This window comes from Polaromonas sp. P1_E12 (assembly GCF_056405975.1).
The window spans coordinates 443,460-460,253 of sequence record NZ_JBFUBB010000001.1; the positions used below are offsets into that span (position 1 = coordinate 443,460).

Here is a 16,794-nt window from a genome sequence, read left to right on the forward strand (position 1 = left end):
GACGCGGGTTTGCTAGCAAAGCCTTGGATTATAGCCCAATAATCCCGGCGAAGCCCTTCTCAAGCGCTCCCGAAGCGCCTCAATCCCCGCGCCCGGCCCCCTGGAGTGTGCGTTTATTCGCGGATGAAAGTCAGCAAATCCTGGTTGAGCCGCTCCTTGTGGGTGTCGGCCAGACCGTGCGGCGCACCGGCGTAGACGATCAGCCTGGCGTTTTTCACCAGTTTCGCGGCGGCGCGGCCGGAGGCGTCGATTGGCACGATCTGGTCGTCGTCGCCGTGGATCACCAGGGTCGGCACGTTAAAGCGCCTGAGGTCCTCGGTGAAGTCGGTGGCCGAGAAAGCCGCGATCGAATCATAGGTGTTCTTGTGGCCCGCCTGCATACCCTGCACCCAGAACGACTGGATCAAACCCTGCGAGACTTTGGCGCCGGGGCGGTTGAAGCCGAAAAACGGGCCCGAGGCGATGTCCAGGTAAAGCTGCGAACGGTTGGCCAATTCGCCCTGGCGAATGCCGTCGAACACCTCGATCGGCAGGCCGCCCGGGTTAGCTGCGGTCTTCAGCATCAAGGGCGGTACGGCGCTGACCAGCACAGCTTTTTTGACCTTCGCGGTGCCGTAACGGCCGATGTAACGCGCCACCTCGCCGCCGCCGGTCGAAAAACCCACCAGCGTCACGTCTTTCACGCCCAGCGTGTCGATCACCGCTGCGAGGTCGGCGGCGTAGTGGTCCATGTCGTTGCCGTCCCAGGGCTGGCTGGAGCGCCCGTGGCCGCGCCGGTCATGGGCGATGACGCGGTAACCTTTTGAGGCCAGGAAAATCATCTGCGACTCCCAGCTGTCCGAGTTGAGCGGCCAGCCGTGGCTGAAACTCACCACGGGGCCATTCTTCGGGCCCCAGTCCTTGTAATAGATTTGCACGCCATCCGGGGTGGTGACGTAGCTGGCGCTGCGTGAGGCCGACGCCGCTGGTTGCGGCGCGGCGGCGTCTGCGGCCATCGCTGGGCTGGCGGTGACGGCGGCGGCCAATGCGGTGGCGGCGGCGAGACGGGTGAGAGCGTTCATGGCTGTTCCTTTGAGAGGGTTGCAACAAGTCGGAATCGACAAACTGAACTTTACGCTTCACAAAATACGATAAGTCGCTAATAATCCTAAAAAATTGATCTGGAGTATTTATGAGTGACCGGCTTGAAGCGCTCTTGCGGCATTTCTCGGTGAGCGCGAATGTGTTCCATTCGGGCGCACTTTGCGGGGTCAACGAGCTGGGCGAGGAGGAGGGCACCGGCCAGCTTCACCTCGTGCGCAGCGGCGAAGTTGGTATCAGCCATGGCGGTGCCGAGGTGATGCGTGTCAGCGGCCCCTGCCTGCTGCTTTACCCAAGGCCGATGGCGCACCGCTTCATCACGGATACCCGGCATGGCGCCGACTTTGTGTGTGCGCACCTGCGCTTTGAGGGCGGCGCGGCCAACCCGATCGCTGCGGCACTGCCGTCCTTTGTGTGCCTGCCGCTGGCGCAGATCGAGGGCGCCGCAGGCGTCCTGCAACTGCTGTTCGAAGAGGCTTTTGAGCAGCGCTGCGGCCGTCAGGCGCTGTTGGACCGGCTTTTTGATGTGGTGCTGATCCAGGTGCTGCGGCACCTGATGGAAAGCGGCGAAACCCGCTCCGGCATGCTGGCGGGGCTCTCGCACCAGCGACTGCGCCACGCCCTTGTCGCGATGCATCAAAGTCCTGGGCAAGAGTGGAGCCTGGAGGCGCTCGCCGATCATGCGGGCATGTCGCGCAGTGTGTTCGCCAACCAGTTCCGCGATACGGTCGGCTGCACGCCCGGCGTGTATTTGCAGCGCTGGCGGGTGGGTCTGGCGCAGCAGGCGCTGCGCCGTGGGCGGCCGCTCAAGCTGATTGCCGCCGAGGTCGGTTATGGCAGCGAGGCGGCGCTGTCGCGCGCCTTCAAGGCGCAAAGCGGCCAGTCACCGCGCGAGTGGAAGCTGGCCCGGCAGGCCTAGCGCGCCGGTGTCAGTGCTTGCGCGCAGGCGTGCGCGGAGGCCCAGGCCCACTGGAAGTTGTAGCCGCCCAGCCAGCCGGTCACATCCACCACTTCACCGATAAAGTACAGCCCCGGTTGCTGCGATTCCATAGTTTGCGACGACAGGTCGCGAGTGTCGACACCGCCGACGGTCACCTCGGCCTTGCGGTAGCCCTCGGAGCCGTTCGGCGTCAGTTGCCAGTCTGACAGGCGCGCGGCCAGACCTAGCAGCGCTTTATCGGTCGCCTCGCTGATGGGTTTTTGCAGCGCCGGGTCGGTGCCGGCCCAGGCGTCGGCCAGGCGGTTGGGCACCAGGGTGGCGAGTTCGTTGGCGATCAGTTTTTTGGAGGTGGCCTTGGCGCGCAGCAGCAGGGCCGGAAGGTCCACGCCGGGTGCCAGGTTGATGCGGATGGGCTGGCCTTCGCGCCAGAAGCTGGAGATTTGCAGGACTGCCGGGCCGCTCAGGCCGCGGTGGGTGAAGAGCAGGTCTTCCGAAAAAACCACCGCCTTTTTGCGTTGCTTGGGCGTCGCGTCGGCGGGGCTGGTCTCGATGAGCACCGGCAGCGCCAGGCCTGCCAGCTGGGCATAGGGCGCCCAGGCTTCGCCGTCAAAGGTGAGGGGTACCAGTGCCGCGCGGGGCTCGACCAGGCGCAGCCCGAACTGCTTGGCGATGCGGTAGCCGAAATCGGTGGCGCCAATCTTCGGGATCGACAGGCCGCCGGTGGCGATGACCACTTGCGGCGCTTCGACCGGCCCGCGATCGCTCTCAATTTGATAGCTGCTGGCGCCTGTTCCGTCTGGGCTGGAGCCGTATTTTATGCTTTTTATGGCGCAGGGTTGCCAGCGCGTCACGTGCCCGGCATCGCATTCGACCAGCAGCATATTGATGATGTCTTCGGCCGAGCGATCGCAAAACAGCTGGCCCTTGTGCTTTTCGTGAAAGGGGATGTTGTGGCGCTGCAGCAACTCGATGAAATCCTGCGGGGTGTAGCGCGACAGGGCCGAACGGCAGAAGTGCGGGTTCTCGCTCAGGAAGTTGGCGGGCGTGGCGTCGCGGTTGGTGAAGTTGCAGCGGCCACCGCCCGAGATCCGGATCTTCTCGGCGACCTTTTCGCTGTGATCGACCAGCAGCACTTTCAAGCCGCGCTGGCCCGCCTGGGCCGTGCAAAACAGGCCGGCAGCACCCGCGCCGATCACGACCACATCGAATGATTGGACGGGCACGCTCAGACCGCCGCTCGCCGTTCTGCGAGTTTCAGCCAGCAGGGGCCGCGGAACCGGCTTTGCCGGGCCGCAGGCGCAGCGGCCCCCTCGGGGGGCAGCGCATTACGCGAAGCGAAAAGCGTGGGGGCCAAGTACTTCAACCTTTCCAGGTGAAAGGAAACTTCAGCTGCTTCAAAAAGCCATTCGGCACGTAGTCGCCCAGCACGCCGTAGCGCTCCGGCCAGAGCCGGGTGCTTTTCACGGCTGTGCCGAAGAGGTAGTCGATGAAGGCATAGTGGGCCGAGTAATTGCGGTCCAGTGCTTCCTGGTCCTGGCTATGGTGCCAGTGGTGGAAGTTGGGCGTGACGATGACGTAGCGCAGCGGGCCGAGGCGCACGCTCACGTTGGCATGGTTGAAGACCGCCTGGAAGCCGACGATGACGATGTAGGCGTCGATCACTTCCTTGGAAAAACCCAGCACGTAGATGGGTGCCAGGATGAGCGTGCGGGTGATCAAGAGCTCCAGGATGTGCTGGCGCGAGCCGGCGAGCCAGTCCATGCTTTTGGCGCTGTGATGCACTGCGTGCAGGCGCCACAGCACCGGCACCTCGTGGTAGGCGCGGTGGGTCCAGTACTGCACCAGGTCGGCCACAAGAACGATCAGCAACACGCCACCCCAGAAGGGCAGGCCCTGCACCCAGCCGCGTATGCCGTCGTTGGCGGCCCAGCCGAAGAACTTGTGTACCAGCAGGTTGGTTGCCAGCAGCACAAAGCCCACGATCATGTGGTTGACGATGAAGTGGTGAAAGTCGGTTTGCCATTCGGCGCGAAACACCGGCTGCTCCTTGCGCAGCGCAAACAGCTTTTCAATGAAGATGAAGATCAGCGAGGAGCCCAGCAGGTCGAGGATGAACCAGTCCAGGCCGATATACGGCGTGTTGTCGGCGAAGTCGTTCACCGGCACCTTGTGCCCGCCCAGCAGCGCGGTGGCCACCACCAGCAAAAAGGCGGCGCCGGCCAGCCAGCGCGAGCGGTTGAAGATGATGTTGACCAGCGAGATGCCGCCCGCGATCACCAGCGACGTAAACATCACGATGCGGATCACGTCGACGTTGTAGCTTTTGCGCAATTCCGGTGTGGTGAGGTATTCGGGGAAGTGAAAGGCCAACACGCCCAGGAAGCACAGCACACCCAGGCTGAGGGCGATCACTCCGCTCATGAGGCCCTTGCCGCGGCGCAGCTCGCCGTGGCTTTCCGTCAGTTCATTGAGTTTTTCAAGCATTTTTCGCCTCTCCAGCGGGTGATGTGTTTTCAAGGAGTTTAGCTGGCGGCGACTGCGAGCCAAAAGTGATCGAGCGTGGGCAAGAGTGCGCAACTGCTGCTGTATTCGGTAGTTTTTGGCACTCCTTGCAGATTGACGGAATGGCGCCGTCTTGAGCCGGGGCACACTGGCGCGCATGAATGGAGTGATTCGATTTGCTGTCAGGGGGAGGGGCTTGACGAAGCGGGAGGCCGTTCTGGCCGCTGCATTCCCGTTTGTTGCGCTCAGCTTGCTGAATGACTTTTACCGCGGCTGGCTGTTCTCGTTTAACCCGGGCCTGTACTGGTTGGTCGATGTTGTGCAATTCATCGTCGCACCTGCTGCGGGCTGGTATTTTTTCCTGCGACCCGCTGGCATCACGCCCCGTGATTGGGGAATGCCAGGGCGCAAGAGACCGCACGAACGACGCGACGGCGCCGCTGTCATGCTGTTCGTTGCGTTTTTGCTGGTGGCGGCCGACTGGCCAGTGATCCTGTTGACTCAACGCCTTTACTGGGCGTATGCGGACCATTTTCAGCCCGTTCAAGCCATGCCCGTCGGCTTCTCCGCAAAGCTGGCGTTAGCCGTCTACATGTCGGCAAGTGCGGCAATGGTGGAAGAGGCCGTATGGCGCGGCCTGGGTTGGCTCTACCTGTCGGCGGTTCTTCCGCCCAAGAGGCTGCACCTTTGGTATGTGCTGATCACGTCGGCGGCCTTTGCACTTGCCCATTCGGAGCAGGGCATCGGCGGCGTCATCGCCGCTTTCTGGTTTGGTGTTCTGGCCGCAGGGCTCTACACGAAGCTGCGAATCCTGTGGCCAATCGTTCTGGGCCACTTCATCATCGACATGATTATTTTCGGCCCGTGGTAATGCGACAGGGCGGATAAAGAAGGTGCCAACAATTGTGGCCCGTACGCCGTTTTACCGCGCGGCAGGAGACGGTAATTAGGCAGCGCGCCCACCCACCAATGCGCGGTCATGCGAAACAGCAGCAGCCACACCACGAACCACGTCCCCGACAACGATCACCGAGGGACTGGCCAACTGTTCACGCTCAATGGTCAGATGCAGTTCACCGAGCGTGGTGACAGCATGACGCTGCGAAGCCAGGCTCACCCCTTGAACGATGGCCACGGGGGTGGTGGCAGGCAGGCCACTCAAAAGCTCGTCCTGGATGCGACATGCACTACTGACACCCATGTAGATCACCAGCGTGAGGCGTGCGCTGTGTGCGGTGGCAGCCAGCGCTTTCCAGTCGGTGCCGGTGTCGCCGGGCTTGGCATGCCCGGTGACAAACACCACGCCGTGTGCATGTTCGCGGTGCGTGAGCGGCACGCCCAGCGAAGTGACGGCGGCCAGGCCTGAAGTAATGCCGTTGATGACGTTCACCGTAATGCCCGCGGCGCGCAGGTGTTCAACTTCTTCGCCGCCACGGCCGAAGATGAATGGGTCGCCGCCCTTGAGCCGCACGACCTCTTCGCCTTCGCGCGCGGCCATCAGCATGAGCTTTTCAATAAAGGCCTGGGGTGTGGACTTGCAGCCGCCGCGCTTGCCCACATACACGACGCGGGCTTCGGGCCGCGCAAACGCCACGATTTCGTCGCTGACGAGGTCGTCCACCAGCAGCACGGTGGCGCGCTGGATGGCTTTCAGGGCCTTGAGGGTCAACAGTTCCGGGTCGCCGGGGCCGGCGCCTACCAAAGTGACTTTTCCGTTGTTCATGATGTCGTGATGTGAGGCAGCTTGATTTGAGGGAGCAACTGCAAGATATGTTCCACTTGCCGTGCAATCGAAGGCGGCACAGGCACGCCGCCTGCCAGCACGGCGCGAATGTAGTCCGCTGTGGTGGCGGCGTCCACTGTTTTGGGAAAGTCGGGGATGGAGGCGAGCGTGCCGGCCTGGGTTTCCTGCAGAAGTGAGCGCTGCCCGCCGATAAAAGCGTCCATCTGCGGCATGCGGCGCGCGTCGGCCACCACTTCGCCTTCGGTGCCGCGCAACAGCAGTGCATTGGCGCCCGTCAGCTCAAAGGTCTGCGCCATCGACACAGCGTATTCCGGGTGCGTGTAGCTGCTCACGACCAGGCTCTTGCCCAGGCAGGGTGTCATGATCTTGACCAGGCTGTGCGCCGGGTTGCGCAGGCCCACGGCACGGCGCACGTCCAGGAGGCGCTTTAACGCAGGCAGCAGCAGCTCGGTGGGGGCAAATACCACTTTGCCGTTTGCTATCTTTTTAATAGCTGTCTGCGCAGGTATATCAAGGGCTAGAAGCACTTCTGATGCAAAAATCCGGCTCGATTCGGTGGGTGTTCCGTGGATCAGTACCGGAACGCCTTCACGCGCCAGCAGCAGCGCCAGCAGCGGCGTGAGCACCGGCAGCTTGCGCGCGCCGTTGTAGCTGGGCAGCACCACCGTGGGGCTGTCGCCGGCGGGCAGATGATTGAGGCGCTGGTGCAGTGCATCGAGGAAACCCGCCATCTCTTCGGGCGTTTCACCCTTGATGCGCATGGCCAGGCAAAAGCCGCCGATTTCCAGATCAGTCACGGTGCCGTCGAGCACCTGACCCATCAGGTCCGTAGCCTGCTCGCGTGACAAAGCGCGGGCGCCATCCTTGCCGCGACCGATTTCCTTGATGTATTGGCTAATGCCCATAAGCGTGATTGTCCGCCAATGCAGATAACTTCTTGTTATGAGCTTAAGCCACTTGCCGGATAGGGATCACGGTACGGGGTGCTGAAGGCGGAGCGTCGTTGCGCGATGACCGCACCCGGCGTTTGAGTTCGGGCACACAGGAGCCGCAATTGGTGCCGCACTTCAGCGTGGATTGCAGCGAGGCCAGGCGCTCTTCATCAGTGCCCAGATGACCGGCGCCGCCACCACCGGCCGCTAACAGCGACAAGTGTTCGTCAATTGCCATGTCGCTGACGTTAAAGCAGGTGCACACCGGCTTGCCGCGCGACTGCACCGCCACCGGTGGCTTGGCGCCGGGCAGCAGCAATAGGCGTCCATACGATTGCGCGGCCAGCTCGTCCTGCAGCAAGGTTTTGATCCAGGCCTGGGCGCTGGTGTCGCCCGCCAGTACAAAGCCGGCGAGGTGGACGTCGCCTTCGCTGCGCATCAGTCGCATCGTGCGGCGCTGGCCTTTTTTGCGGTCGGCGTAGCGCAGCACATCGGCCGCATCCAACCCGAGAATGCGTTCCAGCGCGGCCAGTGTTTCGTCAGGCGGCGCCTCATGGCTGGCCGCGCGAAACAGCACGCCGGTGCGTTCGAGGCTGCGGTCGGCCAGCGGTGTGTTGTTGGAAAACGGCACGCAGCTGGTGAAGGGAAATTGCGCCATCAGCGGCTTGAGCTGCTCACGCGCCGCCAGCGCATCGCCCTCGGGCAGCCAGGCCATCGCCAGCAGCGTCCACGGCATTTCGGCTTTGAGAATCTTCACCGCAGCGTGCTTGAGCTCGGGCTGTTTGGAGCTCGGGCAATAAGCCGACGTGGTCAGCGCATTCACGCCTGCCAGCGGCGTGCCGCCGGTCGACTGACCGCTTAAATACTCTTCGCCCCAGTGCATGGCCATGAAAGCCTGGCTTACTGCCACTTCAGGTGAAGACTGCAGCGGCACCACGATGGAGCCACGCTTGGACGTGACATGCACCAGATCGCCGTCTTTCAGCAGGCGCCGCGCCATGTCCTGCACGTTCATTTGAATCGAGGGTTCGGCCACGTGGCCGAACAGGCGCCCCAGCGTGCCGGTGCGGCTCATGCCGTGCCACTGGTCGCGCAGCCGGCCGGTGGTAAGCGAAAACGGATAACGCGATTCGCGCGGCTCGGCTACCGGCTTGTAGACCGTGTTGACAAAGCGGGCCTTGCCGTCGGCGGTGGGGAACACGCCGTCTTCATACAGCCGCACTTTGCCCGCCGTGTCGCCCGTCTTGAAGGGCCACTGTTGCGGTGCGTCGTCGAGCAGTGCGTAACTCAAGCCGGTGATGTCGAGGTCGCGGCCGCGGGTGGATTCGCGGTGCTCGTTCCAGATGGTTTCCGCGCCTGATGCTTCCTCGGCCAGCGAATAGGGGAAGAGGGTGGCGCCGGCTGCCGCGCGGCTGGGCAGCAGCTTTTCAAGCCGCAGTGCAAAGTCCACCGCGATGGACCAGTCATGGCGTGTCTGGCCTGGCGCAGCCACGGCCGGCCGCACTCGGCTGATGCGGCGCTCGCTGTTGGTCACCGTGCCGATCTTCTCGCCCCAGGTGGTGGCCGGCAGCAGCAGGTCGGCGTAGTCGCAGCTAGACGTGGTGGAAAAAGCCTCCTGCACGATCACCAGCTCGGCGCGCTCCATGGCGCGGCGCACGGTGGCCTGGTCGGGCATGGACTGGGCCGGGTTGGTGCAGGCAATCCATAGCGCCTTGATTTCGCCATCGGCCGCGGCCTGGAACATTTCGACGGCAGTCTTGCCTGGTGCTTCGGGCACGGATGGGATGCCCCACAGCGCGGCGACTTCGGCGCGGTGATCCGGGTTGGCCAGGTCGCGGTGCGCGCTCAGCAGGTTGGCCAGGCCGCCCACTTCGCGTCCGCCCATGGCATTGGGCTGCCCCGTCAATGAAAAGGGGCCGGCGCCCGGTTTGCCGATCTGGCCTGTGGCCAGGTGGAGGTTGATGAGTGCGGCATTCTTGGCGGTGCCGCTGCTGGACTGGTTCAGGCCCTGGCAGTACAGGCTCAGCGTGGTGGCCGAGGTGGCGAAGAGTTTGGCCGCGGCCAGCAGGTCTTCTTTTTTGATGCCGCAGGTTTCGGCCACCAGGTCGGGCGTGTAGTCGCGCACCGTGGCCTTGAGCGCGTCAAAGCCCGTGGTGTGCGCCGCAATGTAAGCGGCGTCCGTCCAGCCTTCCCACAGCATGATGTGCAGCATGCCGTTGAAGAGCGACACATCGGTGCCCGGCTGTATGCCCAGGTAGAGGTCGGCGATCTCGGCCGTGTCGGTGCGGCGCGGGTCGCAAAAAATGATCTTGAGCGCGGGGTTCGCGGCCTTGGCGTCTTCAATGCGGCGAAACAGGATGGGGTGCGCGTAGGCGGTGTTGCTGCCGACGATAAAAATGCACTGCGCATGATTCACGTCGTCGTAGCAGGCAGGCGGTGCGTCTGCGCCCAGCGTTTGTTTGTAACCCGCCACCGCGCTGCTCATGCACAGGCGCGAGTTGGTGTCGACGTTGTTGGTGCCGATCAAGCCCTTGGCCAGCTTGTTGAAGACGTAATAGTCTTCCGTTAGCAATTGGCCTGAAATGTAAAAACCGACCGCATCGGGCCCATGCTCGCGGATGATCTGCGCAAAGCTTTCGCTCGCAAAGCCGAGCGCGTTGTCCCAGGACACCGGCTTGGGCGCTTCATGCCGATGTTCGCGCCGCATCGGCTGCAGCAAGCGCGTCTGTCGCGTAACGGCCGCCGTCGCGCTCAGCGCCAGCGTTGAGCCCTTGGTGCACAGCCGCCCGAAATTGGCCGGGTGATCCGGGTCACCGCGTACCCCGGTGATTTCGTCGCCTTGCGATTCAATGATGACGCCGCAGCCGACACCGCAATAGGGGCAAGTTGACCGGGTCTCAGCCATGATGGACGAAGCCAAGGCTGCGGCCTTTGTCGTGCATCGCAAAGCGATCAACAGCATGAGCTGTTAGATCGCAGCCGACACCGCAATACGGGCAAGTTGATCGGGTATCAGTCATGAATGTTCAGGGAGCCTTCGCGTTTATTCCGGTGATGCGGCTTATGCCGTGTGAGGCGCCTGCACGCTGAAGCTTTCGTCGCCCAATGCGCCACTGGTTGCACCCGGGCCGGCGCGAGGGGGCTGCAAATCCAGCGCCAGCGTGTCCAGCTCGACAGCGTCCAGGAAGACCTGGCCTGTTTCTACCTTGCAGGTGAATTTGGGCGTGCAGCCTTCGTCGGGCTGCCTGGCGCAGCCGTCCGCCAGGCCTATGGTCCAGTTGTGCAGGGGACAGGCCACGCTGGTGCCGAACACGATGCCCTGCGACAGCGGGCCGCCCTTGTGCGGGCAGCGGTCCAGCAGCGCAAACACCTGGTCCTGGTCATTGCGGAACACGGCCACATCAATACCTTTGGCGCGTGAGACACGTCGCGAGCCAAGCACCGGGATGTCGGTGACCAGGCAGATTTTTTTCCATTCAGACATAGTGATCTCTCAAAATTCGGCCGGTCAGGCGGGTGTGAGTTTTTCAAACTGGCGGGCATCCACAGACGCTTCTTTCAGGTCGAACCAGGGGTCCGGTTCACCGTCCAGCGCAAACTGCAGCTGCTCCCACAGGGCTTTGCGGCCTTCGTGGTCTTCCAGGATTTTTTTCTTCACATAGTCCAGGCCGACACGGTTCACGTAATGCACCGTGCGCTCCAGGTACCAGCCTTCCTGGCGATAGAGCTCGCAGAAGGCACCGGTGTATTCGAGCACCTCGGCCGCGGTCTTGAGCTTGGTGAAGAAATGGGCCACTTCCGTCTTGATGCCGCCGTTGCCGGCGATGTACATCTCCCAGCCCGAGTCGACGCCGATGATGCCGACGTCCTTGATGCCGGACTCCGCGCAGTTGCGCGGGCAGCCGCTCACCGCAAACTTGACCTTGTGTGGTGCATACATGCGCCACATGGCGCGCTCCAGGTCCTTGCCCATTTGCGTGCTGTCCTGCGTGCCCATGCGGCACCATTCGCTGCCCACGCAGGTTTTCACCGTGCGCAGGGCCTTGGCGTAGGCGTGGCCCGAAGGCATGCCGATGTCTTTCCAGACGTTTTGCAGGTCTTCCTTTTTCACGCCCAGCAAGTCGATTCGCTGACCGCCTGTCACCTTGACGGTCGGGATCTTGTATTTGTCGACCGCGTCGGCAATGCGGCGCAACTCGCTGGCCGTGGTTTCGCCGCCCCACATGCGCGGGATGACGCTGTAGGTGCCGTCTTTCTGGATGTTGGCGTGGCTGCGTTCGTTGATGAAGCGGCTTTGCGGGTCGTCCTTGGCCTGTTTGGGCCAGGTGCTGATCAGGTAGTAGTTGACGGCCGGGCGGCAGGTGGCGCAGCCGTTGGGTGTCTTCCAGTCCAGGAACTTGAAGGTGTCGGAGATGCTGAGCAGCTTGTTGGCGCGTATGGCGTCGCGCACCGCCTGGTGACCGTGGTCGGTGCAGGCGCACATGGCCTTGAGCTTGGGCGTGGCCGAGTAGTCGCCGCCGGCGGTGAACATGAGGATCTGCTCGACCAGCCCGGTGCAGGAGCCGCAGGAGGCGCTGGCCTTGGTGTGCTTGCGCACTTCGTCAAGCGTGAAAAGGCCTTTTTCCTTGATGGCCTTGCAGATGGTGCCCTTGTTGACACCATTGCAGCCGCAGACTTCCGCATCGTCGGCCATCAGCGCCGCCTTGTTTTGGCCTTCGTGGCCGGCGTCGCCGAGGTTGGACTCTCCGAAAATCAGCTTGTCGCGGATGTCGCTGACATTGCGGCCGTCACGCAGCAGCTTGAAGTAATAGCTGCCGTCCACGGTGTCGCCGTAAAGGCAGGCGCCGATGAGTTTGTCGTCCTTGATGACGAGTTTTTTGTAGACGCCGCCGAAGGGGTCGCTCATCACGATTTCTTCAGCGCCGTTGCCGCCCATGAATTCGCCGGCGCTGAAAAGGTCGATGCCGGTGACTTTCAGTTTGGTTGACGTGAGCGAACCGGAATAGCGGCCTATGCCGAACTGCGCCAGGTGGTTGGCTGCAACCTTGGCCTGTTCGAACAGCGGGGCCACGAGGCCATAGGCAATGCCGCGGTGGGCTGCGCATTCGCCGACCGAGTAGATGCGCGCATCGGTGACGGTCTGCATGGTGTCGTTGACCACGATGCCCTTGTTGCAGTGCAGGCGCATGGATTCCGCGAGCTGTGTGTTCGGCCGGATGCCGACCGCCATGACCACGAGGTCAGTGGCCACTTCCGTGCCATCCTTGAATTTGATCGAGGTCACGCGGCCGTCTTCACCACCCACCAGTTCCTGCGTCTGCGCGCCGATCATGAACTTGAGGCCGCGGTCTTCCAGGGATTTTTGCAGCAGCTTGCCCGCCACGTCGTCAAGCTGGCGCTCCATCAGCCAGGGCATGACGTGCACCACGGTGACTTCCATGCCGCGCAGCATCAGGCCGTTGGCCGCTTCCAGGCCCAGCAGGCCGCCGCCGATGACCACCGCTTTTTTGTACTTCTGGGCTGTGGCGATCATCTCGTTGGTGTCGGCGATGTCGCGGTAGGCAATCACGCCCTTGAGGTCTTTGCCGGGCACGGGCAGGATGAAGGGGTTGGAGCCGGTGCACATCAGCAGGCGGTCGTATTCCTCTTCGGTGCCGTCTTCGGCGCGGACCACGCGCTTGATGCGGTCCACTTCAACCACTTTTTTGCCGGCATGCAGCGTAATGTGGTTGTCCTTGTACCAGTCCCAGCTGTTCAGCACGATTTCGTCGAGCGTCTGCTCACCGGCCAGCACGGGGCTGAGCAGGATGCGGTTGTAGTTGGGATGGGGCTCGGCGCCGAAGACTGTAATGTCGTAAAGGTCGGGGGCGACCTTGAGCAGCTCCTCAAGGGTGCGAACGCCGGCCATGCCATTGCCGACCATCACCAGTTTTGATTTTTTCATGGGGCTACTCCAGATTGATTCGATGTCATGTTCAAGGTCCAATGTGCAAGCGTCATGCCACGGCGAACGCGGCAGCAGATGGGCAACGGGCGGGCTGGGCGCGGTGAATGGCCTCGGCGCCAGGATGAGGCGCAGCAACGCAGCGGTAGTTCGCCAACACCAGCGGATCTGTCTGATTTGTCAAAAATTGAGTGGAAATCATGATGCTCTCTCCCGGAAACAGGGATCCGGGCTGTCAACCCGGTATGAGGCACACCATTACGCACGTCGTTGTGCGCAGAACCCGCAGTGCATTCGCTAAGGTTGGGCGCGTCGTTACGCCCGCTGCAAATGACGCAAGACTTGTGCCATATCATTGGGATTCGCAGCTTTCCCGGCACCGGCGTGGCGGTGGCATGGCCTGCGACTTGCGAACTGTGTCGCTGTTCCCCGCTTAACCTCTTGATTTGTATGACCTCCGCATTGGTAAACCTGAACGGCCCTGGTGGCGCACATCCCCTGGTTTCAGACCTGGTGGCAGCTGGTATCCAGGTACTGGGGCCTGTGGATGAGCGCAGCAAACTGGTGCAGGAAGTGCTTCGGCAAGCACCCGATGTGGTGATTTGCCATGACCCGCTTCCGGGTGATGAGCTTTTCAAGGTGCTGCAGCTGGTGGCTGACACGGCGCCGTGTCCAGTCATTGTTTTCACCAGCGACACAGACGCGGGAAAGATCACACGGGCCACCGAGGTGGGGGTTCATGCCTATGTGGTCAACGGTTATGGTGCGCAGCGCCTGCGGCCCCTCATTCACCTCGCCAAGGCGCGTTTTACCCGCGAGCAGGCCCTGCGTGCCCAGGTGCAGGAGGCCGCCAGCCGGCTTGAAGAGCGCAAGGCGGTGGACCGGGCCAAAGGTATTTTGATGCGGGCCCGGCAGATGTCGGACGACGACGCTTTCCACATTTTGCGGACCGCCTCCATGCATACCAACCAGCGGCTGGGGCAGGTGTCGGAGCACATCATCCATTCGGCGCGCTTCGCCGAGGATGTCAACCGTTCCGGCCAGTTGCGCATGTTGTCGCAGCGGCTGGTCAAGCTTGCCCTGCTGCAGCTTGCGGGGGTGCAGGCCGCCCGGGCCAAAGAGCTGCTGAAAGAGTCGGTGCTGCGCATCGACGCCAACCTGGTTTCGCTGGGGAAAAGCCTTTCGCAGCCCACATTTGGAGACCTGCTCGGGCAGGTGTCCATTACCTGGGGGCGGCTCAAGATTGCCTTGCAGGACACGCCCACCGCTGGCAGCATGGCTCACCTGGATGAACTGGCAGACCTGCTTTTGCAGGATGCCGAGCGCATGACCAGCAGCCTGGAGAGCGCCGGCGCAATGCCTCCCTTGCAGATGCTGAACCTGGCTGGCCGGCAGCGCATGCTGAGCCAGCGTTTTGCCAAATATGCCCTGCTCAGGGCCACGGGTGGCAAGGCAACGCTGGCCCGCAGCGAGGCCGGCATGGCCGAGTCCCAGGCGGCATTCGAGCAGGCCTTGCAATACCTGAACGACATTCCGCTGACCAGCAAGGACATCCGCCTGTCGCTGGACCGGGCGGCCATCAGCTGGCAGCACATGCGCGAGGGCGCGCTTGCCATGGACAAAGATCCCCGGCGCCTGGAGGGTCTGGCGACGGCCAGCGAAGACCTCCTCGACGTCTTTGAGCAGCTGTCGGCCCAGTACGAACACAGCATGCAAATGCTGGTGGGCTAGGGCCTGCACGCCAGTCGTGCATTGTTGCGATGCACCAAATTCGGGCATTAAACTTGCTTATCTTGGTGCATGGCATTTGATCTGGACATTGGCTTCGCTTCATTGGCGGGCCGCAAGAACACCAACGAAGACTTTTGCGCTGCGATGCTGCCCGAGGCGGGGCAGGAGGGTATGGGTTCCATCGTGGCGATTGCTGATGGCGTGAGCACAGGCGGCATGGGCCGGGAGGCGGCGCAGACCACCGTGACCAGCCTGGTCCGTGACTACTACGGCACGCCCGAAACGTGGGACACCACCGTGGCCCTGGACCGCATCATCGGGGCGCAAAACGCCTGGCTGGCGGGTATCAACCAGCGCCGCAGTCCGGCCATGGGCCTGACCACCCTCACGGCGCTGGTACTGCGCGGGCAGTCGTACACGCTTGCGCATGTCGGCGATTCGCGGGCCTATTTGCTGCGCGGCGGCAAAACCCAGCAGCTCACGCACGACCATGCAGTCAATCACCCGGACTTTCGGCACCAGTTGCTGCGTTCGGTGGGGGCCGAGGACCATGTGGTGGTGGACTACATGCAGGGTGACCTGCAGGTCGGCGACGTTTTTGTGTTGCTGACGGATGGCGTGCACGGCTTGGTGCGTGACGCGCGGCTGCAGGGCTTTGCCGATCTTGAGGAGCCTGGAGGTGCCCAGCTTGCAAGCCAGAACCTCGTCGAGGCGGCCCTGGCGGCCGGCAGCAACGACAACGTGACGGCCGTGGTGGTGCGGGTGCGCGGTTTGCTCGACGCAACACTGCAGGACGTCAACCGCATTGCGCAGACCCTGCCCATCCCGACCCGCCTGAAGGTGGGCGATGTGATGGACGGCCTGAGCGTGACGGCGCCGGTGGCCGACAACGGCATCAATGTGCTGTATCAGGTGCGCGATCCCGCTACACGGGTGCTGTATGCCCTCAAGACGCTGCACCCGTCGAGGTCGCATGACGAGGAAGAGCGTGCCATGCTGGCCCACGAGGCCTGGCTGGCCATGCGCATGCAGTCGGGCCGGGCGGCGGAGCATCTGGTCAACCTTCATGAGCGCCTGCCGGGCGGGCAAGAGCGCAGTGCGTTTTACCTGCTGTATGACTGGCACAGCGGCGAGACACTTCAGCAGCAGCTTGACCGCCGCCACAAGTTCAGCGTGGAGCAGCTGCTGGGCGTGGCCACCCAGGCCGCGCGGGCCTTGGGCCGGCTGCACCGGCAGTGCGTCATTCATCGCGACATCAAGCCGGCCAACCTCCATCAGGGCGAAGATGGCGTGCTGCGGCTGCTGGACCTCGGCGTGGCATTGAGCGGGCGCGAGCCCGAAGCGATGCGAAAGCTGCACGCCGGCACGCCCAGTTTTATCAATCCCGAGCAATGGGGCTTCAGCGCAAGCAGCACAGATGGGCCGGAGGAGCTGCCCGATCCGCAAAGCGATTTGTTCGCTCTGGGTGTGACGCTGTACCAGTTGCTGACCGCGCGCCTGCCGTATGGCGAGGTGCTGCCCTACCAGGCTGGGCGGTATTACCGCGACCCTGTTGCGCCCAGCCGCATCAATCCCGAAGTGCCGATCTGGCTGGACCACGTGGTGCTCAAGGCCGTGGCGCGTGACAAGCGCCGGCGTTTTGAAACCGCCGAAGAGCTGCTGCTGGCGTTGGAGCGCGGCGCCTCGCGGCCCTTGACTGCACCGCAGGCGACGCCGCTGATCCATCGGGATCCTGTGGTGTTGTGGAAGCTGCTGCTGGGTGTGAGTGTGCTGGTCAATTTATTGCTGATTTACTGGCTGCTGTTTTTGCCTCGGTAGGGTGGTTGAGTATTGAATTGACTTCTGGGGCAATGGGGACAGGCGCCAGCAGCTATTGAATTGATAGCGGCCTTTTTTTGGGGTTGTTGTTGGTTTGATGGAG

General features: G+C 62.9%; 14 protein-coding genes. 4 read left to right on the forward strand and 10 right to left on the reverse strand.

Features of this window, described 5'->3' with window-relative positions:
• Positions 1-113: 113 nt before the first annotated feature.
• Positions 114-1,061, reverse strand: coding sequence for an alpha/beta fold hydrolase (locus AC1D13_RS02165; RefSeq protein ID WP_477666379.1), 948 nt, complete (start codon positions 1,059-1,061; stop codon positions 114-116).
• A 110-nt stretch (positions 1,062-1,171) separates the two neighbouring features.
• Between AC1D13_RS02165 and AC1D13_RS02170 the strand changes: the two genes are divergently transcribed.
• Positions 1,172-1,999, forward strand: a complete 828-nt coding sequence (locus AC1D13_RS02170) for a cupin domain-containing protein (protein WP_477666380.1) — start codon at positions 1,172-1,174, stop codon at positions 1,997-1,999.
• Here AC1D13_RS02170 and AC1D13_RS02175 read toward each other — a convergent pair.
• Positions 1,996-3,243: a BaiN/RdsA family NAD(P)/FAD-dependent oxidoreductase gene (locus tag AC1D13_RS02175; RefSeq protein WP_477688859.1), complete on the reverse strand. Its 1,248-nt coding sequence runs from the start codon at positions 3,241-3,243 to the stop codon at positions 1,996-1,998. The genes AC1D13_RS02170 and AC1D13_RS02175 overlap by 4 nt on opposite strands.
• Before the next feature lie 136 nt (positions 3,244-3,379).
• Positions 3,380-4,504: a sterol desaturase family protein gene (locus AC1D13_RS02180; protein ID WP_457279092.1), complete on the reverse strand. Its 1,125-nt coding sequence runs from the start codon at positions 4,502-4,504 to the stop codon at positions 3,380-3,382.
• A 214-nt stretch (positions 4,505-4,718) separates the two neighbouring features.
• On the opposite strand from AC1D13_RS02180, the gene AC1D13_RS02185 reads away from it, so the two are divergent.
• Positions 4,719-5,393, forward strand: a complete 675-nt coding sequence (locus AC1D13_RS02185; RefSeq protein ID WP_477688860.1) for a CPBP family intramembrane glutamic endopeptidase — start codon at positions 4,719-4,721, stop codon at positions 5,391-5,393.
• Positions 5,394-5,468: 75 nt separating this feature from the next.
• On the opposite strand, the gene cobA is transcribed toward AC1D13_RS02185, so the two are convergent.
• Genes cobA through AC1D13_RS02220 form a run of 7 tightly spaced genes read right to left on the reverse strand, consistent with a single transcriptional unit; the run spans position 5,469 to position 13,344 of the window.
• Entirely contained in the window at positions 5,469-6,245 is a 777-nt protein-coding gene (gene cobA / locus AC1D13_RS02190; RefSeq protein WP_477688861.1) for a uroporphyrinogen-III C-methyltransferase, read from the reverse strand.
• A complete protein-coding gene (ybiB, locus tag AC1D13_RS02195) occupies positions 6,242-7,171 on the reverse strand; it encodes a DNA-binding protein YbiB (protein ID WP_457279089.1) in 930 nt (309 codons plus the stop codon). Before ybiB ends, cobA begins: the two co-directional genes overlap by 4 nt.
• A gap of 43 nt (positions 7,172-7,214) precedes the next feature.
• Positions 7,215-10,103, reverse strand: coding sequence for a nitrate reductase (locus AC1D13_RS02200; protein ID WP_477688862.1), 2,889 nt, complete (start codon positions 10,101-10,103; stop codon positions 7,215-7,217).
• The gene (locus AC1D13_RS02205; protein WP_457279087.1) at positions 10,096-10,218 is read right to left on the reverse strand and encodes a hypothetical protein; all 123 of its coding nucleotides are present in this window, start codon (positions 10,216-10,218) and stop codon (positions 10,096-10,098) included. Before AC1D13_RS02205 ends, AC1D13_RS02200 begins: the two co-directional genes overlap by 8 nt.
• Positions 10,219-10,259: 41 nt before the next feature.
• Complete coding sequence (gene nirD, locus AC1D13_RS02210; RefSeq protein WP_477688863.1) at positions 10,260-10,682, reverse strand: nitrite reductase small subunit NirD; 423 nt, start codon at positions 10,680-10,682, stop codon at positions 10,260-10,262.
• A gap of 24 nt (positions 10,683-10,706) precedes the next feature.
• Entirely contained in the window at positions 10,707-13,142 is a 2,436-nt protein-coding gene (gene nirB / locus AC1D13_RS02215) for a nitrite reductase large subunit NirB (RefSeq protein WP_457279085.1), read from the reverse strand.
• 52 nt (positions 13,143-13,194) lie between these two features.
• Positions 13,195-13,344, reverse strand: a complete 150-nt coding sequence (locus AC1D13_RS02220; protein WP_457279084.1) for a hypothetical protein — start codon at positions 13,342-13,344, stop codon at positions 13,195-13,197.
• A 248-nt stretch (positions 13,345-13,592) separates the two neighbouring features.
• Here AC1D13_RS02220 and AC1D13_RS02225 point away from each other — a divergent pair, with 248 nt between their 5' ends.
• Positions 13,593-14,873 (forward strand): type IV pili methyl-accepting chemotaxis transducer N-terminal domain-containing protein, encoded by a 1,281-nt coding sequence (locus AC1D13_RS02225; RefSeq protein WP_477666383.1) that lies wholly within the window; start codon positions 13,593-13,595, stop codon positions 14,871-14,873.
• 69 nt (positions 14,874-14,942) lie between these two features.
• A complete protein-coding gene (locus AC1D13_RS02230) occupies positions 14,943-16,691 on the forward strand; it encodes a bifunctional protein-serine/threonine kinase/phosphatase (RefSeq protein WP_477688864.1) in 1,749 nt (582 codons plus the stop codon).
• The last annotated feature ends 103 nt before the right edge of the window (positions 16,692-16,794 follow it).